The 23615-nt window shown below is 63.6% G+C and carries 20 protein-coding genes and 1 tRNA gene; 14 read left to right on the forward strand and 7 right to left on the reverse strand.

Annotated features, from left to right (window positions below; translation table 11 throughout):
* Nucleotides 1-3 precede the first annotated feature (3 nt).
* Complete coding sequence (locus MU516_RS02865) at nt 4-1113, forward strand: efflux RND transporter periplasmic adaptor subunit (RefSeq protein WP_260275674.1); 1110 nt, start codon at nt 4-6, stop codon at nt 1111-1113.
* A complete protein-coding gene (locus MU516_RS02870; RefSeq protein WP_260275675.1) occupies nt 1110-4175 on the forward strand; it encodes an efflux RND transporter permease subunit in 3066 nt (1021 codons plus the stop codon). Before MU516_RS02865 ends, MU516_RS02870 begins: the two co-directional genes overlap by 4 nt.
* Nucleotides 4176-4362: 187 nt before the next feature.
* Here the strand turns inward: MU516_RS02870 and msrA are convergent, their stop codons facing one another.
* The 3 genes from msrA to MU516_RS02885 form a co-directional block, all read right to left on the reverse strand.
* The gene (gene msrA / locus MU516_RS02875; protein ID WP_260275676.1) at nt 4363-4869 is read right to left on the reverse strand and encodes a peptide-methionine (S)-S-oxide reductase MsrA; all 507 of its coding nucleotides are present in this window, start codon (nt 4867-4869) and stop codon (nt 4363-4365) included.
* Between the two features lies 1 nt (nt 4870).
* Nucleotides 4871-5311, reverse strand: a complete 441-nt coding sequence (gene msrB / locus MU516_RS02880; protein WP_260275677.1) for a peptide-methionine (R)-S-oxide reductase MsrB — start codon at nt 5309-5311, stop codon at nt 4871-4873.
* A gap of 65 nt (nt 5312-5376) precedes the next feature.
* A complete protein-coding gene (locus MU516_RS02885; RefSeq protein ID WP_260275678.1) occupies nt 5377-6345 on the reverse strand; it encodes an NAD(P)H-dependent flavin oxidoreductase in 969 nt (322 codons plus the stop codon).
* Nucleotides 6346-6678: 333 nt separating this feature from the next.
* Between MU516_RS02885 and MU516_RS02890 the strand changes: the two genes are divergently transcribed.
* Genes MU516_RS02890 through dinB form a run of 3 tightly spaced genes read left to right on the forward strand, consistent with a single transcriptional unit; the run spans nt 6679 to nt 10204 of the window.
* Nucleotides 6679-8346 (forward strand): ABC transporter ATP-binding protein, encoded by a 1668-nt coding sequence (locus tag MU516_RS02890; protein ID WP_260275746.1) that lies wholly within the window; start codon nt 6679-6681, stop codon nt 8344-8346.
* Nucleotides 8343-9062 (forward strand): CAF17-like 4Fe-4S cluster assembly/insertion protein YgfZ, encoded by a 720-nt coding sequence (gene ygfZ / locus MU516_RS02895; protein WP_260275679.1) that lies wholly within the window; start codon nt 8343-8345, stop codon nt 9060-9062. Before MU516_RS02890 ends, ygfZ begins: the two co-directional genes overlap by 4 nt.
* Nucleotides 9063-9076: 14 nt before the next feature.
* On the forward strand, nt 9077-10204 hold the full coding sequence (gene dinB, locus MU516_RS02900) for a DNA polymerase IV (RefSeq protein ID WP_260275680.1): 1128 nt from the start codon (nt 9077-9079) through the stop codon (nt 10202-10204).
* On the opposite strand, the gene MU516_RS02905 is transcribed toward dinB, so the two are convergent.
* Both MU516_RS02905 and efp read right to left on the reverse strand, forming a co-directional pair.
* A complete protein-coding gene (locus tag MU516_RS02905; RefSeq protein WP_260275681.1) occupies nt 10201-10566 on the reverse strand; it encodes a DoxX family protein in 366 nt (121 codons plus the stop codon). The genes dinB and MU516_RS02905 overlap by 4 nt on opposite strands.
* Nucleotides 10567-10643: 77 nt before the next feature.
* Complete coding sequence (gene efp / locus MU516_RS02910) at nt 10644-11207, reverse strand: elongation factor P (RefSeq protein ID WP_209057564.1); 564 nt, start codon at nt 11205-11207, stop codon at nt 10644-10646.
* A 363-nt stretch (nt 11208-11570) separates the two neighbouring features.
* Here efp and MU516_RS02915 point away from each other — a divergent pair, with 363 nt between their 5' ends.
* Nucleotides 11571-11897 (forward strand): DUF6280 family protein, encoded by a 327-nt coding sequence (locus tag MU516_RS02915; RefSeq protein WP_209057567.1) that lies wholly within the window; start codon nt 11571-11573, stop codon nt 11895-11897.
* Nucleotides 11898-11992: 95 nt separating this feature from the next.
* Here the strand turns inward: MU516_RS02915 and MU516_RS02920 are convergent, their stop codons facing one another.
* Both MU516_RS02920 and MU516_RS02925 read right to left on the reverse strand, forming a co-directional pair.
* Nucleotides 11993-12961: a 1-phosphofructokinase family hexose kinase gene (locus tag MU516_RS02920; protein ID WP_260275682.1), complete on the reverse strand. Its 969-nt coding sequence runs from the start codon at nt 12959-12961 to the stop codon at nt 11993-11995.
* Complete coding sequence (locus MU516_RS02925) at nt 12958-13365, reverse strand: metallopeptidase family protein (RefSeq protein ID WP_260275683.1); 408 nt, start codon at nt 13363-13365, stop codon at nt 12958-12960. Before MU516_RS02925 ends, MU516_RS02920 begins: the two co-directional genes overlap by 4 nt.
* A 78-nt stretch (nt 13366-13443) precedes the next feature.
* Here MU516_RS02925 and gltX point away from each other — a divergent pair, with 78 nt between their 5' ends.
* From gltX to MU516_RS02965, 8 genes are all read left to right on the forward strand, one after another.
* Complete coding sequence (gene gltX, locus MU516_RS02930) at nt 13444-14766, forward strand: glutamate--tRNA ligase (RefSeq protein WP_260275684.1); 1323 nt, start codon at nt 13444-13446, stop codon at nt 14764-14766.
* 241 nt (nt 14767-15007) lie between these two features.
* Nucleotides 15008-15084: transfer RNA gene (locus MU516_RS02935), tRNA-Met, on the forward strand.
* A 415-nt stretch (nt 15085-15499) separates the two neighbouring features.
* Entirely contained in the window at nt 15500-15751 is a 252-nt protein-coding gene (locus MU516_RS02940; protein WP_260275685.1) for an alpha/beta fold hydrolase, read from the forward strand.
* Nucleotides 15748-16803 (forward strand): AbrB family transcriptional regulator, encoded by a 1056-nt coding sequence (locus MU516_RS02945; RefSeq protein ID WP_260275686.1) that lies wholly within the window; start codon nt 15748-15750, stop codon nt 16801-16803. Before MU516_RS02940 ends, MU516_RS02945 begins: the two co-directional genes overlap by 4 nt.
* A gap of 96 nt (nt 16804-16899) precedes the next feature.
* The gene (locus MU516_RS02950) at nt 16900-18759 is read left to right on the forward strand and encodes a sensor histidine kinase (RefSeq protein WP_260275687.1); all 1860 of its coding nucleotides are present in this window, start codon (nt 16900-16902) and stop codon (nt 18757-18759) included.
* Nucleotides 18756-20108 (forward strand): sigma-54-dependent transcriptional regulator, encoded by a 1353-nt coding sequence (locus MU516_RS02955; RefSeq protein WP_260275688.1) that lies wholly within the window; start codon nt 18756-18758, stop codon nt 20106-20108. Before MU516_RS02950 ends, MU516_RS02955 begins: the two co-directional genes overlap by 4 nt.
* A 183-nt stretch (nt 20109-20291) precedes the next feature.
* Entirely contained in the window at nt 20292-21266 is a 975-nt protein-coding gene (locus MU516_RS02960) for a TAXI family TRAP transporter solute-binding subunit (RefSeq protein WP_260275689.1), read from the forward strand.
* 131 nt (nt 21267-21397) lie between these two features.
* Complete coding sequence (locus MU516_RS02965; RefSeq protein ID WP_260275690.1) at nt 21398-23566, forward strand: TRAP transporter permease; 2169 nt, start codon at nt 21398-21400, stop codon at nt 23564-23566.
* The last annotated feature ends 49 nt before the right edge of the window (nt 23567-23615 follow it).

Below are 23615 nucleotides of genomic sequence, written 5' to 3' on the forward strand. Positions count from 1 at the left end.
TCCATGGCGCGGATCCTGTGCCTGGGCGGCGCATTGTTGTGGACCATGCCCGCGGTCGCACTTGATCTGCCTGCCTGGCTGAATTTCGGAAGCCAGGCGCAGGAACAATCGGCGCCGCGCCCGGTCGTCACCGAAATCGTCGAGGATCGCGGCGAGGCGGCGCGCTGGGTTCCGGGCGTCGTGCAGTCCCGCACGCAGGTGACGATGGCGTTTCAGACATTGGGTCGCATGGTCGTCCGCAATGCCGAATTGGGCGACAGGGTCCGCACCGGGCAGGTTCTGGCCGAACTTGCGACCGAGGATATGGCCGCGACGACCCGGGCCGCTCAGGCCGCCGTCGATGCGGCCGAGGTCCAACTCAGCACCGCGCGCACGACTTTGCAACGAACCGAGGCGCTGGCGGCCCGGAATGTCGCCTCGGACGCGCAGCTTGAACAGGCCCAACAGGCGGCGGCTGCCGCCGCCGCTGCCGCCGAACAGGCCCGGTCAGAACTGGTCCGGGCGCAGGATTCGCAAAACAACGCCACGATGATCGCACCGTTCTCGGGCGTGGTCAGCGATGTCTTCGAGGCGCCGGGCGCGGTGGTCAGTGCTGGCGCGCCGATCCTGCAGCTGTCTGCCGAGGATCGTCGCGAAGCCGTGGTGGATCTGCCCGAATCCGCGATCGTCGGACTGCCGTCGGACGCGACGTTCACGGTCTGGCAGCGCACCGACCCGGACAAGCAGGTGACCGCCGTTCTGGACCGCATCGACCCGATGGCCGATACCGCAACGCGCACAAGGCGGCTGTATCTGACATTGCCATCCGAGACGCCGTTCCGCCTGGGCGCGCTGGTGCGGGCCCGCCTTGGTTCGGCAGGAGAACCTGTCCTGACATTGCCGGCTGCGGCGATCCATGTGGTGGACGGCCGGGACATCGTCTGGCGCGTGACCCGCGAGGGCGAAGCCGCAGATGCGGCAGGCCGCGTCGAGGCCGTGAAGGTCGAGACCAGCCCCGCCCTACAGGACAGAATCATGGTCATGTCGGGATTGGTCGAGGGTGACGAGGTGGTGATACGCGGTGTCCATTCCCTGCAGGATGGTCAGGCGGTAGGTCGGAGAGTGGTGCCATGACCCGGTTCAACCTGTCCGACTGGGCGCTTCAGCATCGCAGCTTCGTGTGGTTCCTGCTGGTCGTGTCGATGGTGGCCGGTGTGCTGGCCTATGGAAATCTGGGGCGCGAAGAGGATCCGAATTTCACCATCAAGACCATGATCATTGGCGCGGCGTTGCCCGGGGCCAGTATCGAGGAGACATTGAAGCAGGTCACGACGCGGATCGAGACCAAGCTGGAGGAACTGGACGAGCTTGACTTCACCCGATCCGTCACGACGCCGGGTCAGGCGGTGGTCTATGTCGAATTGCTGCCGACCACGCGCGGGCCTGCGGTTCCTGAGATCTGGAACCGTGTCCGACAGATGATGGGCGATATTCGCGCCGACTTTCCGCAGGAATTCGCGGGTTTCCAGTTCAACGACAACTTTGGCGACGTGTTCGGGAATATCTATGCCTTCACCTCTGACGGGTTCACCCAACGCGAGATGCGGGACCGGGTCGAGGATATTCGCCGGCAGGTGGCTGCGCTTCCCGCGGCGGGCAAGACCGAACTTCTGGGCCAGCAGGATGAAGAAATCCACCTGGAATTCTCGACCCAACGGCTGGCGGCGTTGGGGCTGAACGAACAGCAAGTCCTGTCCACGCTTGCGTCACAGAACGCCATCGCGCCGTCGGGCGTGATTCAGGCCGGGCAGGAACGGGTGCTGGTTCGGGTCGATGGTGAATTCAACGATGTTTCCGCGATCGCCGCCGTCAACCTTCGGGTTGGGGAAAGGTTCTTCAACCTTGCGGATGTGGCGACCGTGACCCGCGGCTACAAGGATCCTCCTGACACGTTGTTCCGCTATCGCGGCCAGCCCGCGATCGGCCTGCAGATCGGGATGCGCGAGGGCGAGAACATCCTCGAGTTCGGCAGTCAGCTGGACGATCTGATGCAGCGCGTTGCAGCGGATCTGCCCATCGGGATCGAGATGGCAAAGGTCGCCGATCAGCCGCATGTGGTCGATCATGCGGTCGGCCATTTTGTCCGCGCGTTGGCCGAGGCGGTCATCATCGTGCTGGTCGTCAGCTTCATCAGCCTTGGGTTCCGGGCGGGGTTCGTGGTCACGCTGACCATTCCGCTGGTCCTGGCGATCACTTTCGTGATCCTCGATCTTTATGGAATCACGCTGCAACGCATTTCACTGGGCGCTTTGATCATCGCGTTGGGGCTGCTGGTCGATGACGCCATGATCGCCATCGAAACGATGATCTCGCGGCTGGAGGTCGGCGAATCGCTGACTGCCGCTGCCAGCTATGCTTGGACCTCGATCGCCTTTCCGATGCTTACCGGCACGCTGGTCACGGTCGCAGGCTTCATTCCGATCGGACTGAACAATTCTGCGGCGGGTGAATTCACCTTCTCGCTGTTCGTGGTGATCGCGGTGTCCCTGGTGATCTCGTGGATCGTGGCAGTTCTGTTCGCGCCGCTTCTGGGGGTGACCTTCCTGACAACCGCCGTCGCGCGTCATGAAGGGCAGCGCCCCGGACTGCTGCGCCGCAACTTCCACGGGCTGCTGCTGGTGGCGATGCGGCTGAAATGGCTGACGATCGCGGTGACGCTGGCGGTCTTCGCGCTGTCCGTGTTCGGGATGCGCTTTGTGGAGCAGCAGTTCTTTCCGACCTCGGACCGGACCGAGGTATTGGTGGACATCACCGAACGCCAGAACGCTTCGATCGCCAAGACCCGTGCCGACATGGATCGGCTCGAGGCGACATTCGCCGATGATCCGGATGTACTGTTCTGGACATCCTATGTCGGCCGCAGCGCGCCCCGGTTCGTACTGTCGATGGACGTGCCGACGCCTGGCCCGCATATGGGCCAGATCGTGATCCAGACGCCGGATCTTGCCGCGCGCGATCGCGTCAAGGCGCGGATCAATCAACTGGCCGCAGAGGATTTTCCGGGGGTCGAGATCTATGTGAAGAACCTGGAAATCGGCCCGCCTGTCGGCAAGCCGGTCCAGTACCGCGTCAGCGCGCCGGATATCGACATGGCTCGCGATGTGGCGCGCGACCTTGCAGCCGTCCTGGCGACGGACGACCGGTTGCGCGACATCGCGCTTGACTGGAACGAGCCCGCGCGTGTCGTGCGGCTGAGGGTCGATCAGGATCAGGCCCGCCAGTTGGGCGTGACCAGTCAGGATATCTCGGATTCCCTGTCGGCGCTATTCTCGGGGGTTGTCGCGACGCAGCTGCGCGACGACATCTACCTGATTGATGTTGTGGCGCGCGGCGATGCTTCGGATCGAGAGACTCTGGGGTCGATCAGAAACCTACAGTTGACCACATCCAGCGGTCAGCGGATCCCGCTGACGACCCTTGTCGGGCTGGAATACGGCACCGAACAGCCATTGATCCTGCAACGCGACGGTCGGCCGACCGCGACGGTCAAGGCGGCGATCGACGGCAAGGACCAGCCCGCGACGCTGGTGCAGGCGCTGGCCCCAAGGGTTGACGAATTCACGGCGGGACTACCCGCGTCGGTCAGGGTCGAGGTCGGCGGTACGGTCGAAAGCTCGGGCGACAGTCAGGCGCCCATAGCTGCGGTGGTGCCCGTCATGCTGCTGATCATGGCGGTGCTGGTCATGGCGCAGATGCAAAGCCTGCGCCTGTCCCTGATCGTCTTTGCTGCGGCGCCCATGGGACTGATCGGGGTTGTCGCGGTTCTGGTTCCCTTCGGGGTGCCGATGGGATTCGTCGCGATACTGGGGATCCTGGCGCTGGTGGGGATCCTGATCCGCAACTCGGTCATCCTGGTGCACGAAATCCAGGAGCTTCTGGGCAAGGGCCGTTCCAGATGGCAGGCCGTGTTCGAAGCGTCGGACAGCCGCGCACGACCGATCCTGCTGACCGCGGCTGCCGCCTCGCTGGCGCTGATCCCGATTTCGCGGCAGGTGTTCTGGGGACCGATGGCCTTCGCGATGATGGGCGGGATCATCGCCGGCACGCTGATCACGCTGATCTTCGTGCCGGCGCTGTATTGTGCGGTCTTCGGTGTTTCACCGCCGGATGATGAAGGGAACGACCGACCCGCTTGATGCCGCGACTGCAACGCCGCGGTTCGGGTCTGCGCCGCCGCGTGCGCCATTCGCCGCAGGTGCCGCGTTTGACGGCGGCGCCATCGCGGGACGCAGGAAACGCCGCGAAGCTTGCTTCGCGGCGCCTTGGCCTTCTGATCCGGATGAAACGACCCTGCGGGTCGTTGCCCCCTGCAGCTCGCGCCGCCTATTCGGCGGCACTCCGTCTGGGCAGCACCCAGTTCGGGCGCGGGAAGTGGCAGGTATAGCCGTTCGGAAACCGTTCCAGATAGTCCTGATGTTCTGGCTCGGCTTCCCAAAAGTCGCCCACCGGGGCCAGTTCGGTCACCACCCGGCCGGGCCAAAGCCCCGAAGCTTCGACATCCTCGATCGTATCGCGTGCCACCTGCCGCTGCCGGTCATCGAGGTAATAGATCGCGGACCGATAGCTGGGCCCGATATCATTCCCCTGCCGGTTCGGCGTGGTCGGGTCGTGGATTTGGAAGAACAATTCCAACAGCTGGCGATAGCTGATGATCGACGGGTCGAAGACGATCTCGATCCCCTCGGCGTGGGTGCCGTGGTTGCGATAGGTGGCATTGGGAACATCGCCGCCGGTGTAACCCACCCGGGTCGAGATCACGCCGGGCATGCGCCGGATCAGATCCTGCATGCCCCAGAAACAGCCCCCCGCCAGAACAGCGCGTTCGGTCATGTCAAGCCTCCTCGATCTGATCCAGATAGTCGCCATAGCCTTCCGCCGCCATCCGATCCTTCGGAACGAAGCGCAGCGAGGCCGAGTTGATGCAATAGCGCAGACCGCCCTGTTCGGCGGGTCCGTCCGGGAACACATGGCCCAGATGGCTGTCGCCGTGGCGAGACCGCACCTCGGTCCGCACCATCCCGAACGAGACGTCGCGATGTTCGGTGACGTTCTCGTCGATGGGCTTGGTGAAGGCGGGCCAGCCGCAGCCCGAATTGTATTTGGCCGCGCTGATGAACAGTGGTTCTCCGGACACCACATCGACATAGATGCCCGGTTCAAAATGATGGTCGTATTCGCCGGTGAAGGCACGTTCGGTGCCATTTTCCTGCGTCACGCGATACTGCTCCGGCGAGAGCCGGTCGATCGCGTCCTTCGTCTTCTGATAAGCCAAGTCGCCCTCCACGGATCGGGTCCTGTCGCAGCCCTATATGGGATGCCGGGCCCGCTTCGCAAAGGTCACAATCGCGCCATTTCCGACTTGGCTTCGGCGTATTCGCGGGCCAGCCGGTCGACCAGATCCGCCGCCGGAACGATGTCGTGGATCGCGCCGATGCCCTGGCCAGCACCCCAGATCTGGCTCCAGGCCTTCGCCTTCGACGATCCCTGCCCGAAATTCATCGCGCTTGCATCAGCCTGATCCAGGTTGTCCGGGTCCAATCCCGCATTGCGGATCGACGGCGCGAGGTAGTTCCCGGACACGCCCGTGAACAGCGACGAGGTCACGATATCCATCGCGCCGCTGTCGCAGATCATCTGCTTGTAGTCTGGCTGCGCGTTCGCCTCGTCCGTGGCGATGAAGGGGCTGCCGATATAGGCCAGATCCGCGCCCATCGCGCGCGCTGCCAGCACCGCCCGGCCTGTCGCGATCGATCCGGACAGCAGCAAGGGACCGTCGAACCATTCGCGGATCTCCTGGATCAGCGCGAAGGGCGATTGCGGCCCCGCATGGCCGCCGGCACCGGCGGCAACCGCAATCAGGCCGTCGGCGCCCTTGTCGATGGCTTTTCTGGCGAAGACGTTGTTGATGATGTCGTGAAGCGCGATGCCGCCGCAATCATGCGCCGCCGCGTTCACCTCGGGGCGGGCCCCCAGCGAAGTGATCCAGATCGGCACCTTGTGGCGGTGACAGATCTCGATGTCGCGTTCCAGCCTTGCATTGCTGCGATGCACGATCTGATTGACGGCGAAGGGCGCGGCAGGGCGGTCCGGGTTCGCCTGGTTGTGCCGGTCCAGTTCTTCGGAAATCCGGGTCAGCCACGCATCCAGCAGCGGTGGTTCGCCGTCCTTCTCGCGGGCGTTCAGCGCCGGAAAGCTTCCCACGATCCCCGCCTTGCATTGGGCGATGACCAGTTCCGGCCCCGAGACGATGAACATCGGCGAGCCGACAACGGGAATCCGCAGATCTTGCAGGATCGGTGGCAGCATGGACTCTCTCCCCGGATTGCGTTTCTCGGAGCTTGCAGGTGGTGCCGCCGCGGCACAAGCCGTGACGCGGGGGAACGCCATCGAACAGCGATCTGCGATTGGCGATGTCCTATCATCAGGCGCATCCCGATATGCGATCCTCGGCTCCACACCACTTGTCAACACGCCGCGCCTCACCTGTCGCCTTGCCCGTGACCGGCGGACCGGGCTATGGCTGGGCGGAACACGACAACCGGTGCAGGAAGGTCCGCGCAGCCCGTGATCCAGTCCGTCCCGACAACTTCCCTGTTTCGCCGGCTTTGGGCGGATTATCTGCGCCCGCATCGTTGGCCGATGGCCTTGGCCTTTCTGCTGATGACGCTGGAAGGATCGACGCTTGCGCTGATCTCGTGGATGCTGAAGCCGCTGTTCGACCTTGTCTTCGTCGGCAAAGAACCGGGCGCGATCTGGTGGGTCGGCGGGTCAATCTTCGGCATCTTCCTGCTGCGCGCGGTGACGCTGGTCGCCAGCAAGTCGCTGCTGACGCGGATTTCGCTGGATATCTCGACCAGGATGCAGACCGATCTGCTGGCCCATATCCTGACGCTTGACGGGAGGTTCTTTCGCGACAATGCGCCGGGCGCCTTGATCGAGCGGATCCAGGGCGACACGATGGCCGTTCAGGGTGTCTGGTCCACGTTGCTGACCGGGGCCACGCGGGACGCGATCTCTCTGGTGATGCTGTTCGGGGTGGCGTTGACGGTGGATCCGGTCTGGACGCTGGGGGCGATGGTTGGCGCGCCGCTGCTGATCGCCCCGGCTGCGCTTGTGCAACGCTATATCCGGCGCAAGATGCGTCAGAACCGCGCCACCGCCAGCGCCCGCGCCACCCGGCTGGATGAGATCATGCACGGCATCACCTCGATCCGGCTGAACCGGGCCGAGGCCGATCAGACCCTTCGCTTCCAGCGCATCGTCGAACGATTCCGCAACTCGCAGGTCAAGGTCGCCGCGACCAGCAGCGTGATCCCGGCAATGACCGATATCGTCACCGGCATCGGCTTCGTCGCCGTGCTGGCCCTTGGCGGCCGAGAGGTGATGCAAGGCGAACGCAGTGTCGGGGACTTCATGTCGTTCTTCACCGCCCTGGCGCTGGCCTTTCAGCCGATGCGCCGGCTTGGCGGACTGGCCGGCACGTGGCAGACCGCCGCCGCCAGCCTTGAACGGATCTACGAGGTGTTCGACACCCGTTCAGCCATCGTGTCGGGGGCGCGGCGCGAGCCGCCGCCCGACATGTCAGTGGCGCTGCGCGACGTATGGCTGTCCTATGACGGGCAGCCGGTGCTGCGCGGTCTGGACTTCACGGCCGAGGCCGGGCGCACCACCGCGCTGGTGGGGCCGTCGGGGGCGGGCAAGTCCACCGTCTTCAACCTTCTGACCCGGATGGTCGACCCCGACAGCGGCAGCGTGTCGCTGGGGGGGATACCGGTGGCGGACTATGATCTGGGCGTGTTGCGTGACCAGTTTTCGGCCGTGGCGCAGGAATCGGCGCTGTTCGACGAATCTCTGCGCGACAATATCCTGATGGGCCGACCCGACGCGGATGACCAGGCCCTGACCGCCGCGCTGCAGGCGGCCCACGTCACCGATTTCGTCGATCCCATGGGGCGCGGCCTGGACAGTCCCGCCGGCCCGCGCGGTTCATCGTTGTCGGGTGGTCAGCGCCAGCGCATCGCGATTGCCCGGGCGGTTCTGCGCGATGCGCCGATCCTGCTGCTGGACGAGGCGACCAGCGCGCTGGACACCGCCAGCGAGCGGCTGGTTCAGGACGCGCTGGACAGGTTGTCGGCGGGACGGACCACGCTGGTCATCGCGCACCGGCTGTCGACCATCCGAAATGCGGACAAGATCGTGGTGATCGAGGCGGGACGGGTTGTCGAGCAGGGCAGCCATGACCAGTTGATGGCAAAGGCCGGGGCCTATGCCCGGCTTGTGGCACTGCAATTCGGAGACGAGCTATGAACCGCAAGATCATTCGCGTTACGGGTGAGGATCGCGTCGAATTCCTGCAGGGGCTGGTCACGAACGACGTGACGCGGGCGCCGTGCTGGGCCGCGATGCTGACACCGCAGGGCAAGTATCTGGCGGATTTCCTGATCGTCCCGGACGACGATGCGCTGCTGCTGGATGTCGATGCGGGGCTGGCTGACGACCTGATCCGGCGTTTGTCGATGTACAAACTGAGATCCAAGGTGGACTTGCAACCTACGGACATGACCGTCGCCCGAGGGACCGGTCCGGTCCCTGACGGCGCCATCGCCGATCCGCGGCACGATGTCCTTGGCTGGCGACATTATGGCCAGACGGGCGATGACGGCAGCGACTGGGATGCGATTCGGGTCGAGCACTGCATCCCCGAGACGCTGATCGAACTGATCCCGAACGAGACGTTCATCCTGGAGGTCGGTTTCGAGCGTCTTCACGGCGTCGATTTCCGCAAGGGATGCTATGTCGGGCAGGAAGTCACCGCGCGGATGAAGCACAAGGCCGAGCTGCGCAAGGGTCTGACCACGCTGCGGGTCGAGGGCGAGGCACCGGTCGGCACCCAGATCACCCGCGACGGGCGTGCGGTCGGCACCTTGTTCACCCAGTCGGGCGGGCGGGGCCTTGCCCATGTCCGCTTTGACCGGCTGGATGACGGCATGGAGGCTGGCCCGGCCCGCGTCTTCGCCGCATGAGCCGTGGGGCCGACATGGCCCCCGACGCGCAGCCACCGCTGCGCAAGATCATCCATATCGACATGGACGCGTTCTATGCCTCGGTCGAGCAGCGCGATCACCCCGAACTGCGCGGCAAGCCCGTCGCGGTCGGCGGATCCAGCTTGCGCGGCGTGGTCGCGGCCGCCAGCTATGAGGCGCGGGTGTTCGGGGTGCGATCCGCCATGCCGTCTGTCACGGCAAAACGTCTGTGCCCGGACCTGATCTTCGTCAAGCACCGCTTCGATGTCTATCGCGAGGTCAGCGCCCAGATCCGTGACATCTTCGCCGACTATACGCCGTTGATCGAGCCGCTTTCGCTGGACGAGGCCTATCTGGACGTGACCGACCATCTGTGGCCCGGACAGACCGCGACCCAGGTCGCCAAAGAGATCCGCGCGCGAATCCTGCAGGCCACCAGCCTGACCGCCAGCGCGGGGGTCAGCTATAACAAGTTTCTGGCCAAGCTGGCCTCGGACCAGAACAAGCCCGACGGGCTTTGCGTCATTCCGCCTGAACGCGGCCCCGATTTCGTGCTGCACCTGCCCGTCGGCAAGTTTCACGGCATCGGCCCGGCGACCGCGTCAAAGATGAACGCGATGGGGATCGAAACGGGCGCCGACCTGCGCGCGCAGGATCTGGATTTTCTGACCCGTCGCTTTGGCAAGGCGGGGCGATATTACTGGAATATCTCACGCGGGATCGACCACCGGCAGGTCCGGCCTGAACGGATTCGCAAATCCGTCGGCGCCGAGAACACCTATTTCACGGACCTGATGACGCTCGAGGCGGCCGATGACGCGCTCGCGCCCCTGGCACGCAAGGTGTGGGACCACGTCAACCGCCACCGCCTGCAGGGGCGGACGGTGACCGCCAAGGTCAAGTTCTCGGATTTTCAGCAAATCACACGGGCGCGCAGCCTGCCGCGCCCGGTCGGCTCTGAGGCCGAGTTGCTGGATCAGGCCCGCGCGCTGATCCGGCAGGTGCTGCCCGACCCGCGCGGGGCACGGCTGCTTGGCGTCACGTTATCGGGTTTTTTGGACATCGCGCATGATGAACCGGCCCAGCTTGACCTGTTCGCGCCCCAGATCGCGTCTGGCCAAGAGCCGCACGGTCCGTCCTAGCGCCAGATCACCCACCGACCCGGACCTTGGGCCGCCAGGATCAGCAGACCGCCCGCGATGGCCCAATTCTTGACAAAGATGGTGACCTGCCACGGGTCGGCCCGCAGCTGCCAGTGAAACCAGCTGGTCGCCATGCAATAGACCGCCATCACGATCGCCCAGATCCCGACGCGCGGTCCCAGGACCAAGGCCAGCGCGGCGATGGCGTCAAAGACCGCCACCGGCCAGATCAAAGCACCGGGCAAGCCGATCCCGTCGATCATCCGTGCGGCGGGGTCCGGATCGGCGAGTTTCTGCACCGCGCCGCCCAGAAACAGCAGCGCGATGAGCGTGCGTCCGATCAGATTGGTCGCATCGCGCATGGGCTTTCTCCGAAAATGCGGGGGCAGGGCGATCCTCCCGCGCCCGCGATGTCCGGATCGGACACGGTCCGAGAGCCTCAGGCCCGTTCGCTGTATTCGAACATCTCGGTGTTAACGACGATGTCTTCACCTTCGCCGACGAAAGGCGGGATCATGATGCGCACGCCGTTGTCGAGGATGGCAGGCTTGTAGCTGTTCGCCGCCGTCTGGCCCTTCACCACCGGCTCGGTCTCGGTGACCTTGCAGGTGACCTTCTGCGGGATCGACACCGACAGCGCCTCGTCGCCGTAATATTCGATGGTTGCGGTCATCCCGTCCTGAAGGAAGGGCCGGCGCTCACCCAGCAGATCGGCATCAAGCTCGGTCTGCTCGAAGGTTTCGCTGTCCATGAAAACCAGCCGGCCGTCGGTCTCGTACAGGAACTGCTGGTCCTTCTGGTCCAGACGCACGCGTTCGACCTTGTCCTCGCTGCGGAACCGTTCGTTCAGCTTGCGGCCGTCGCGAAGGTTCTTCAGTTCGACCTGCGCAAAGGCGCCGCCCTTGCCGGGTTTGACATGATTGACTTTCACGGCGGCCCACAGGCCTCCGTCATGTTCCAGCACGTTGCCGGGGCGAATTTCGTTGCCGTTTATCTTGGGCATGAACCATACTCTGTCGGATGTTACGGAAAATCCGCTCGTCCGGACGTTGAACGGCGGTGTCGCGTTCCTATATCCGCAGCAGCACACAGAGGCAACCAATACAGGATTGGCGCGTTGTCAAGGCAGGATCAGCGGCGATCCGCCGCCGATTCTGGCAGTGACATGTAAATTTCTTCTGAGTTTTACATGGAATGCGGGCTATGCATGGCAGCTATGCGGTTGCGGGAATATCGAATCGGCGGGGTTCTGGTCTATTGCAGGCGGCACCGTCGAAGAAACGGAAAGAAAAAACGCGGGGTTGCGTCATGTTCCTCCCGCAAGGGCCTTGGTGACCCGAGGTCCGCATAAGAATGGACGAATGGAATGCGTGATTTTGTTGACGGCTCAGCTTTCAATTTCGAACAAGGCCAGCGCGCCCGCAAGCTTTTTGCGGCCGTGGTGCTGGCGGCGCTGGATGATGCCATCGCTGACGACAAGAAATATGGGAACGGCCCCGACCAGATCGCGCGTTGGGCCCGGTCCCGCGATGGTCGCGAAGTGCTGAGCTGCGCCGGCATCGATCCGAACGAACGGGTCGTGAAGGGTCTGATGGAATTCGTGTCCAAGGGTGTCCGCACATCGGTTGCCTTGTCGCGTGAGGAAAGCGAGCGCCGCATGGCCGCCGAGGCGGAAGAAGCCGAGGCCGCCTGATCCGCGTCAGTCGTCCCGCATGAAAAACACATGCCGCCCTTCGGGGCGGCTTTTTTTGCGGCATGTGCTGGCGGGGCCTACTTCGCAGGCCTGCGTCAGATCCGGGTGACAACACGTTCGGCAAACATGCGCTCGACGTCATGGGCGTGACACAGTTCGGTTGCCGGTGTCATGACAGCGGCCGAGGCGGCTGCGGCACCAAGGGCAAGCGCTTCTTCCACGGGCCATTCGCGGGCCCGGGCCAGTACGAACCCCGCCACGAAACTGTCCCCTGCGCCGACCGCGCTGACCACCCGGACCCGCGCTGCCTCGGCATGCCACGCGCCGTCAGGGCCGGCGATCACCGACCCGTCTGCGCCGCGGGCGACGATGACGGACCTCGCGGCACCTTCCCTGACCAGCCCGGCAGCGAATGCGGCGCTGTCGCTGCGCAAGGGCAGGGGGCGGCCAGCCAGCGCCTCTGCCTCGTGGCTGTCCATGCGCAGCACATCAACCGGTATTGACGACCCTGCAAGCGCCCGCAGCGCCTCGCCTGACGTGTCGACCAGCAGCCGCGCCCGGCCATCCTTCAGGCGCACGGTCAGCATCTGTTCGAAGCCGGGCGCCACGCCCGGCGGGTTGGACCCCGAGACAACCACCCAGCCGCCCGCGCGCGCGGTTTCAGAAACCGCGGACATCATGTCGGAGACATGGGTCGTGTGCCATTCAGGACCTGGCATGACGAAGCGATACTGGCTGCCCGTCGCACGATCGGTCACCGCCAGCGATTGTCGCGTTTCGCCGGGCGCGGTCAGACGCAGGATGGACAGCCCGTCGGATTTCAGCAGATCCGCAATCCGGGTGCCGGTCGCGCCGCCAAGGGCGACCATCGCCGTGGACTGCCCTCCCAGCACCTTGATCGCGCGGCTGACATTGATGCCGCCGCCGCCGGGATCGACAACCGGCTTGTCACAGCGCAGCTTGAGGTCCGGGCGCACCTCGTCGGCGGCGGTGGACAGGTCCAGCGCCGGATTCAGCGTGACCGTCAGGATCGGGGCCTGGGTCTCGCTGCCGGGCAAGGTCATTCCCACCACCTGTCGATATGCGCGATGTCGTCGTCGGACCAGCCGAAATGATGGGCCAGTTCATGCGTGACGACGTGGGTGATCAGCTCGCCCAGGGTCACGTTTCCGCGCGCCGCCCATTCGTCCAGCAAGGGGCGGCGGAACAGCCAGACAATGTCCGGCCCTTCGGGCTGATCGGCCACCGATTTCTCGGTCACCGGGATGCCGTCGTAAAGCCCGGTCAGCTCGAACGGATCGTCGATCTGCAGTTCGTCCAGCACGTCGTCGGGCGCGAATTCGGCGACCCGGATCGCGACATCCTGCGCGTGCCCCGCGAACCTTGCCGGCAGCGTGACCAGCGCCGCCCGCGCCATCGCCTCGATCTCGTTCGCGTCGGGTGCCCTGATCCCGTCCCAGTCCGCCATCCACACCTCCTGCGTTCATTCCCTGATATGGACAAGAATCGGCTTCTGTGAAAGAGCAACGGCAACAGGAGACAGCCCATGACCACCACCCGCTTCGCACCGTCACCCACCGGCAACATCCATGTCGGAAACCTGCGGACCGCGCTGTTCAACTATCTGATCGCGCGAAAGGCCGGCGGCACCTTCATCCTGCGCCTTGATGATACCGATCAAGAGCGCAGCAAGGAGGAATATGCCGATGGGATCAAGCGGGATCTGGAATGGCTGGGCCTGCACTGGGACCGTGTCGAACGGCAGTCGCTGCGTCTGGACCGTTACGCCGAGGTTGCGCGGCAATTGCGCGAATCGGGTCGGCTGTACGAGGTGTTCGAAACCCCGACCGAACTGGACCTGAAGCGCAAGAAGCAGCTGAACATGGGCAAGCCCCCGGTCTATGATCGCACCGGCCTGAACCTGTCGGACGCGGACAAGGATCGGCTGCGCGCCGAGGGCCGCGACGGCTACTGGCGCTTTCGTCTGGATCACCAGCGGATCGAATGGGATGACGGCATTCTGGGCGACATCTCGATCGACGCGGCCTCGGTCAGCGATCCGGTGCTGATCCGTGCCGACGGACAGGTTCTTTATACCTTCGCGTCATCGGTGGATGACACCGATATGGGTGTGACCGACATCGTGCGGGGATCTGACCACGTGACCAATACCGCGACGCAGATCCAGATCATTCAGGCGATCGGCGGCACCCCCCCCAACTTCGCCCATCACAGCCTTCTGACCGGCGCCAAGGGCGAAGAGCTGTCCAAGCGGATCGGCGCGCTGTCGCTGAAGGATCTGCGCGAAGCTGGCGTGGCGCCCGAGGCGCTGCTGTCGCTGATGGCGCGGCTGGGGTCGGGCCAGCCGGTGACGCTGGCAGGTCTTGACGAGTTGGCGGACGAGTTCGACCTGTCGCGGTTCGGTGCATCGCCCACCAAGTTCGATGCCGAAGATCTGTGGCCGCTGACCCGTGAAAAGACCCAGTCGCTGCCGTTCGAGGCGGTCGAGGACCAGATCCTGGCGCTTGGCGTCCCGAAGGAACAGGCCGCGCGGTTCTGGCGCGTGACGTCAAAGAACATCACCACGCTGGACGATCTTGCCGGATGGTGGCGCATCTTCAGCACCGGGGCCGATCCGCAGATCGATCCTGAAGATGCCGATTTCATCGTGGATGCGATGGCGCTGCTGCCGCCGCCGCCCTACGACGATGCCACTTGGGCCACGTGGACCGCGCAGGTGAAGGCCGCAACCGGCCGCAAGGGCAAGGGGCTGTTCATGCCGCTGCGCAAGGCAGTCACGGGGCAGGCGCACGGTCCCGAGATGGCCGACCTGATGCCGCTGCTTCAAGTGGTGAAGGCGCGCGGTTAACGGCAGTTGTGGGCGCAGCGTCAGCGACGGTTCCATGACTGGAAGCGTCGCTGATCGATGTCCTGCCATGCGCCCGTGATTGTTGCTTTGCGCGATCCTGCGACATCGGATCGGGCGGACTGCGTCGGCGTTTTCCAAGACGGAACAAAAAGATGAGGCGGAGCGTCGGCGTTTGTTCGGACATGTTCCAGAAAACCGCTTGACGCCCCCTGCGCCACCCCTTACATCGCCCCACACCCGTGGCGGAGTAGCTCAGTTGGTTAGAGCAGAGGAATCATAATCCTTGTGTCGGGGGTTCAAATCCCTCCTCCGCTACCACCTTTTCCTTCCCTGAAATCTGTCGTCATGTTCGTCGAGAGATAATCAAGCCCTTCAAAGGGTTGTTCTCGACAATGCATGCCGCGAACCGGGATTCGTGATCAGAGCAACTTTGATCATTTGAAAAGGCAGAATGTCGCAAGCTTGCGCAGACACGCACCGGCACCGTGGCTGGCTGACGATCCGGTTTGATCCCGAGATGAGTTGGCACCCACGCCTGCACTGTTCTCTACCGGGCTATCAGTCGAAAAGGCTTGGCGAAAAATTCCGGCATATTGCCGTCCGGTCATCGACAGGCAGAGCAGGCTGTCGGCTGATCTTGTAACCCGCCCTTTGCTCGGCCCATACCCTGATATATTGCAGTTGCTGCAACCTTGCCCATGGATCAACCTTAGGCGGGAGGGCGGAACGACGAATGCACGAACTTCATTTCAAGGCCGATCCTGCGGGCAAGCCGGCATTGCTGCTGGTGCATGGGATCCTGTCCAGCCGGGGACACTGGGCACTGAATACGGATCTGCCACGTCACTATCGCTGTATCCGGGTCGATCTTCCGGCCCACGGGAACAGCCTCGCGCCCGACGATCCATTTTCTTGCCGCCCCGGTGACCGAAATCTTCAACGAGGTCATGGCGGACGACATGACGAGGGAGCTATCTGGTCATGAAAATTAGCAAGATCGTGCATCCCGTGGGTATCTACGGCTTTGCCGCACTCGGCGGCTGGCTGATGAGCGCGACAGGATCGCCGCTGCCCTGGATGATCGGCCCGCTGATTGCGACCGCCTTGCTCTATCTCGCCGGTGTCACGACTTACATCATTCCGGTGCGCACGCGCCCTTTGGGGCAGATCATCGTGGCCGCGCAAGTCGGGCTGTCCTTTTCGCCGGCGGCTCTTGGCAAGCTTCTGGACCTGATGCCGCTGCTGGTCGGCATGGCGTTGCTGACCGCGGGTTGCGCTTGCCTTGTCGCCTTTGTCCTTAGCCGGATCTCGGGCACGGGCCTTGTCGCATCGCTGCTGTCGACCATTCCGACCAGCCCGGTGGAGGCCGCCATCATCGCCGAGCGCATGGGCCTGCCCCCCGGACCGATCATCTTCGCGCAGACGCTTCGGATCGCGTCCATCGTGGTTCTGGTGCCGATCACGATCTACGCCATCGATGGCTGGCCGGATCGTCAGGGACTGACCTCGGCACAGGATTTCGATGCTTTCGGATCGCTGCTGCTGATCGCCGCCGCCGTGACCGCGGCCTTCGTGTTCCGCTTCCTGCGCATCTCGAACCCGTTCTTTCTGGGCGCGCTGGCGGCTTCTGCCGCCCTGACCGCGTTCGGAACGACACCGGCCCCGTTTCCTCCAGCCGTGCTGTCCGTTGCTCAGATTCTGCTGGGAACCTGGCTCGGGTCGACCTTCCGCCGTTCCCTGTTCGTGTCGGCGGGGCGGACGGTTGCGTCGATCGGCCTGTCAACGCTGCTGTTCCTGGGGCTTACGACGATCACCGGCTATGCCCTGTCGATCTTTCTTGGCATGACGTGGGAGGATCTGGTTCTTGGTGCGGCGCCCGGAGGCGTGACCGAGATGGCGCTGACCGCCAAGTATCTGGAACTGGACGTCGCGCTGATCACCGCATTTCATCTGGTGCGGATCTTCATGATCGTTCCTGCGATACCTGCGATCGCGCGTCTTCTGCAACGCCACGAAGAGCGGCGAGCGGCAGGCTGATCGGCATCCCGGTACATCCTTGGATCTTGGTTGCAAGACCTCATAGAGTGGTCAGGGGCGTGCCCGACTGTTTGAAATGACAAGGCGATCCAAGAGATGACGTTGCCCGCGATGAAGCGCGACGAGGCTGTGCCCGACCAAAGGGTGGTTCTGTTCGCGTGCTGCATCGCGCTGTGCCTTGCCGTTTCCGTGTTCGGCATCGGGCCACTGACGAAATACTATCTGTCGGACAGCAAGGCGCGCGGCGAAAATACGATGCGTCTGGTCGTCGCCACGCTGAATGGCGAGTTGGCCCGATACGAACGGTTGCCGCAATTGCTGGCGCAGCAGGATCTGGTGCGACGGGTCGTCTCGGACCCTGCCGATAGCGATGTCGTTCAGGCCGCGAATGCCTACCTGCAATCGGTCAACACGCTGCTTGGGTCGTCCGATCTTTACGTGATGAACACCGACGGGCTGACGGTGGCCGCCAGCAACTACGATTCGGATGTTCCCTTCACGGGGCAGAACTTTTCCTATCGGCCCTATTTCGCGGATGCCCTGCAGGGCGGATTCGGGCGTTTCTATGGCTTGGGAACCACGTCACAGCGGCGCGGTTATTATTTCGCCGCGCCGATCCGGCAGGGTGGCGCGATCACGGGTGTCATAGCGCAGAAGATCGATCTGGACCTTCTGGAGGAAAGCTGGCGCGCGGCGGAATACGAGATCATCGTGACCGACCCCGAGGGGATCATCTTTCTGTCGGCCCGGCAGGACTGGTCCTATTCGTCGCTGGCACCCCTTAGCATCGAGGCGTTGCAGCGATCCCGCGAAGTGCAGCGTTATGCCGACGCTCAGATCGGTGTTCTGCCCTTGCGCGTGACCGGCAGCTATGACGGCGATGAACTGGTGACCGTGGATGATGGCGGCAGTTCGCGCCGCTTTCTGGTCATCGCGCAACAGATGCAGGATGCCGGATGGACCGTGCGGGTGCTGGTCGATACCGCCCTGGCCCGTTCGCAGGCATGGACGATGGTCTTGCTGGCGGTTCTTGCGATCGCGTTCGTCACGCTTGGGCTGGGGGTCGTCATGCAGCGCCGGAACAGGCAGCGCGAACTGACCCAGTATCAGCGGGCGACGCAGGCGCTTCTGGAACAACGCGTGCAGGAACGGACCGCGGAACTGGCATCGGTCAACGCGCGTCTGCGCGACGAGGTCACAGAACGCCGCGCGACCGAGACCGAGCTGCGCCGCACGCAGCGCCGATTGGTGCAATCGGCCAAGCTGGCCGCGTTGGGACAGATGTCGGCGGCGCTGAGCCATGAGTTCAACCAACCTCTGGGGGCGATACGGAACTTTGCCGAAAACGCCGAAAGCTATATCGAGCGCGACCGGTGGGATGAGGCGCGCAAGAACATCACGCGTATTCTTGGCCTGACCGATCGCATGACCGAAATCAGCCGCACGCTTCGCAATTTCGCACGTAAGCCCCGGCAGCAACTTGGTCCCGTCGATCTGGCCGCCCTGGTCGGCGAAAGCGTCGAGGTGATCTCGTGGCGGCTGAAAGGGTCGGCCATCCGCATCGATTCAGATGGTGTTCCCGATCAGTTGTGGGTCATGGCAGAACCCGTCCGCCTGCAGCAGGTAATGGTCAATCTGCTGGCAAATTCGCTGGATGCGCTGCGCGAAACCCCTGATGCGAGAATTGTAATCGCGGCCGCCGACAAGGGTGAAAACGTGCTGGTAAGCATCATCGACAACGGGCCGGGAATTCCGCCGGATCTACAGGAGCGGATCTTCGATCCGTTCTTTTCCACCAAGGGTGTCGGACAGGGACTGGGGCTTGGCCTGTCCATCTCGTATAACATCATACGGGATTTCGATGGCGAACTGCGGTTGCGCGATGCGCCGTCAGGCGGCGCCATATTCGAGATAGAGTTGAAAGCGGCAAGACCAGAGGACGAAGAATCGCCATGAAAGGCCGTGTGCTGCTGATCGACGACGAGGATGATTTCCGGCTTTCCATGGCGCAGGCCCTGGATCTGGCAGGCTTCGAGGTCGAGGATCATTCCGATGCGCAGTCGGCGCTGCATCTGCTCAGCTTCGGGTTTCGGGGCATCGTGATCACCGACATCCGCATGCCCCGCCTTGACGGGCTAAGCCTGATGAACCGCGTGGCCGAGATTGATGCCGAAATTCCGGTGATCCTTGTGACAGGGCACGGGGACGTGCAGCTTGCCGTTCGCTCGATGCGCGACGGCGCCTATGATTTTCTGGAGAAACCCTTCAAGACCACGCATCTGACCGAAATCGCCGCCCGCGCGATGGAATTCAGGCGCGTGCTGCTGGAAAACCGGGTGCTGCGCGCCGCCGCCGGACAAAATGACGATCTGGAACAGCGGCTGATCGGGCGTTCCAGCCTGATGATTGATCTTCGGCGCAGGATGCGCACCATCGGACCGACCGAGGCAGACGTGCTGATCGTCGGCGAGACCGGCGTCGGCAAGGAAGTGGTGGCGCGTGCGCTGCACGATCTGTCGTCGCGGGCAACCAAGCCATTCGTTGCGATCGACTGCGCTGCGTTGCCGGCAAGCCTGATCGAATCCGAACTGTTCGGGCACGAGGCCGGCGCCTTTGCCGGTGCCCTGCGCGAAAGATACGGCAAGCTGGAACATGCGCAGGGCGGAACGATCCTGCTGGACGAGATCGGCTCGTTACCGACCCAGGTACAGGGAAAATTCCTGCGGGCGGTGGAAAAGCGTGTGATCACCCGGCTTGGCTCGCACGATGAACGGCCGCTGGACGTGCGGTTCATGGCCACATCCCGAAAGCCGCTGGAAGAAGAGGTCGCGGCGGGCAATTTCAGGCCCGATCTGCTGTATCGGTTGAACGTCGTGACCTTGACGGTTCCGCCCCTGACCGACCGGCAGGAAGATATTCCGCTTCTGTTCAGCAAGCTGGTGCAAGAGGCCGCCGGACGATACAGTTGCGAACCGCCGCCGCTGTCGCCCAGGGTCATCAGTGACATCAACTCGCGGCCTTGGCCGGGCAATGTCCGCGAACTGCGAAATGCCGCCGATCGCTATGCGATGGGCATCGCGCTGCAACCCTTGGACGGGGAAGACGAACAACCGATGCGCCTGGCAGATCAGGTCGCCGCGTTCGAGCGGAACGTGATCGCGGCGGCGTTGCTGAACCATGGCGGCAAGTTGAAACCGGTCTACGAATCACTGGGGCTGTCGCGAAAATCGCTTTACGAAAAGATGCAGAAATACGGGATCGACAAGACCCGGTTCGGATTGGACGCCGACGAAACCGACGACTGATGCGGTCCGCAGGGAACATGCCTGCGAAGCGATGTCACCTTTTCCACCCATTGCTGCGGTGCGGCGGCGTTTTTTGGGCTTCGGTGGCGCTAGCAAGGTTTGCGACAAAACTGTGCAAGGTGCTTTCAACTGTGCATCCCACGGGCATGGCCCGCGGAGAGGATGCATAGAGGGAGGAAATTCATGCAAACCTATCGTCTCGCCTTTGCCGCCGCCGCCGCGCTGATGATCTTTCAGCCGGCCGTCGCACAGGAAGATCGCGCGGACTGGCCTAGCAGCATGACCATCGGCACCGCCAGCCAGGGCGGCACCTATTTCATCTACGGGACCGGACTTGCGGCGCTGATCAGTCAGAACCTGGGCGTCAACGCCTCGGCCGAGGTGACGGGCGGCCCGGTTCAGAACGCCACTCTGGTGGAAACCGGTGATCATCAGGTCGGTCTGCTGACCATGGGACCGGCACACGAGGCCTGGACCGGCAAAAGCGAACTTGCGCCTGGTGTGGAACACAAGCAGCTGCGCGCGCTGTTCCCGATGTACCAGACCCCGTTCGAGGCCGTTGCGTTGCAATCCACGGGCATCGACGACGTGTCCAAGCTGGACGGCAAGCGCGTCTCGGTCGGTCCGGCCGGCGGCACCGCTGCCACCTATTGGCCGCGCTTCTTCGAGGTGATCGGTGTCAGCCCGAACATCAGCTATGCAGGCGCCAGTGACTCGACCGGGCAGGTCAAGGACGGTCTGATCGATGGCTTCTCGTTTGCCGCTGGCGTGCCGATCTCGGCCTTCTCGCAGATTGCCGCAGAAAACCCGGTGAACATCTTCGGGTTCACCGACGAGCAGCGCGACCAGATCCTTGAGGCGATGCCCGAGGTTTCGGCCTTCGATATTCCGGCGGACCTGTATCCGGACACCCCGGCGCACGGGACCGTGGCGATGTGGAACTTTGCCACCGCTTCGGCTGAAATGCCCGAGAGCCTGGCCTATGAGATCACCAAGCTTGTGATGGAAAACAACGAGGCGATGGTTCAGATCCACGCGGCAGCGGCCGAAACCCTACCCGAGAATGTCGGTCAGAACAGCTTCCTGCCCTATCATCCCGGCGCGGTGCGCTATTTCGACGAAGCCGGCATCGAGATCCCGGACGAACTGCGTCCGTAAGGCGGCAAGGATGCCCCGGATGACGGGGCATCCCCACCAAACCTTCCAGTAATTTGCGGCGATTGTCCGCGCAGCCACGATGCCGCCCACAGGGCGCGGCACGGCGATACCCTTTTGCAACGGAGCGGCAGATGTCTCATCCCGAGCCCACCCAGTCACCCGTCATCGCGCAGGGCGTGGATGACGAACCACTGACCCCGACGCAACGCGACCTGCGGGGGCGAAACGGCCTCGTCTTCGCCGCGCTGTGCATCGCCTATACGCTTTTCCATATTCTGGTCATGAACCTGTTTCCGATGGAGACATGGGCCTATCGACTGATCCATGTCACCGGCGGTCTCGTGATCGGCTTCCTGGGTTATTCGGCGCTGACGCAATCCGATGAGGCGACCGGTGCGGCGGGCAAGCTGTCGGACCGCGGCATGCCTGAAAAGGCGCTGCTGGCACTGGCGCTGGCAGGGGTGGGATATGCCTTTGCGATGATCGCCTATGCCTGGCTTGGACGCTGGTTCGCAGGCATGGCCAATCCCTCCGCCTTCATCTTCAACAGTTTCGGCATTCCGCTGCTTGTCGGAACGATTGCCGCGCTGGTGGCGGGCTGGGTTTACTCTGGTCGCGATCGCAACCGGATCTACGAAGGGGACTGGCTTCTGGGCATCGCGTCGATCGCGGTGCTTGGCTATATCCTGTTCGTTGTCGGGGCCCTGCGCCTTCGCGCGGGCACCGGGATGGCGCAGCCGGGTGATATGTATGCCGCCATCGCCGGCGTGATCCTGATCCTTGAACTGACGCGACGCCTGACCGGGCTTGTGCTGGTGGTGATCGTCAGCGTGTTCATCGCCTATTCGTTCCTGGGTCCGTGGCTGCCGGGGTTCCTGAACCACCGTGGCTATAACGCCTCGCGCTTCTTCACCTATATCTTCACCGATCAGGGGATCCTGGGGGCGCCGATCGCGGTGTCTTCGACCTATATCATCCTGTTCATCGTCTTCGCGGCTTTCCTGCAGGCATCGAAGGTGGGCGATTACTTCGTTAACTTCGCCTTCGCCGCCGCCGGTCAGGCGCGCGGCGGACCGGCCAAGGTCGCCGTCTTTGCCAGCGGCCTGATGGGCATGATCAACGGCACCTCGGCGGGCAATGTCGTCTCGACCGGGTCGCTGACCATTCCGCTGATGAAGCGGGTGGGCTATCCGGCCAGATCGGCCGCCGCCATCGAGGCGACCGCGTCGTCGGGTGGGCAGATCCTGCCGCCGATCATGGGGGCCGGTGCGTTCATCATGGCCGAGGTCACGGGCATTCCCTACACGGAAATCGTCGTGGCCGCGATCATCCCGGCGGTGCTGTATTTCATTTCGGTCTACTTCATGGTCGATCTGCAGGCGCTGAAGCTGGACATGAAGGGGCTGCCCCGGTCCGAACTACCGAAATTCGCCGTGCTGGTCCGTCAGGTCTATCTGTTCCTGCCTATCATCATCCTGATCTATACGCTGTTTGCGGGGTATTCGGTCATTCGTGCCGGCACGCTGGCGATGGTGTCGGCAGCCGTGGTCAGCTGGCTTACCCCGCACCGGATGGGACCGCGCCAGATCCTGCACGCGCTTGATCTGGGGGCGCGCATGTCGATCCAGATGGTTGCGGTCTGTGCCGCCGCCGGAGTGATCGTCGGTGTCATCGCGCTGACGGGCGTAGGCGCGCGTTTCTCGACCCTGCTGCTGAGCATCGCCGATCAAAGCCAGCTTCTGGCGCTGTTCTTTGCGATGTGCATCTCGATCCTGCTGGGAATGGGCATGCCGACCACGGCCGCCTATGCCGTGGCCGCGGCAGTCGTCGCGCCTGGGCTGGTATCTTTGGGCATCCCGGTTCTGGTCGCGCATTTCTTCGTCTTCTACTATGCCGTCATGTCGGCGATCACACCGCCGGTCGCGCTCGCCGCCTATGCGGGGGCGGGGCTTGCGGGGTCGGACCCGATGAAGACCTCGTTCGAGGCTTTCCGCCTTGGGCTTGCCGCCTTCATCGTGCCGTTCATGTTCTTTTCGTCGCATGAACTGCTGATGCAGGGCGAATGGATCGACATCCTGCATGTCTTCGTATCGGCGATGCTGGGGATGTTCCTGCTGTCTGCATCGGTGATCGGCTATTATTTCGGTCGGCTGAACATCGTTCTGCGCGCGGTGCTGCTGGCTGCCGCTCTGGCGATGGTCGACGGGGGCTGGCTGACGGACGCCATCGGGCTGGCGGTGGCCGCAGGTCTGTTCGTTCTGCAGCGCGCCATGCGAGGTCAGCGGGTCAACGCGACATGACAGACTGAAACGCGGCTGCGGGTCGGACGGCCCGCAGCCGCTTCTTTGC

The sequence above is a fragment of the Paracoccus maritimus genome, assembly GCF_025195095.1.
Classification (GTDB): Bacteria; Pseudomonadota; Alphaproteobacteria; order Rhodobacterales; family Rhodobacteraceae; genus Paracoccus; species Paracoccus maritimus.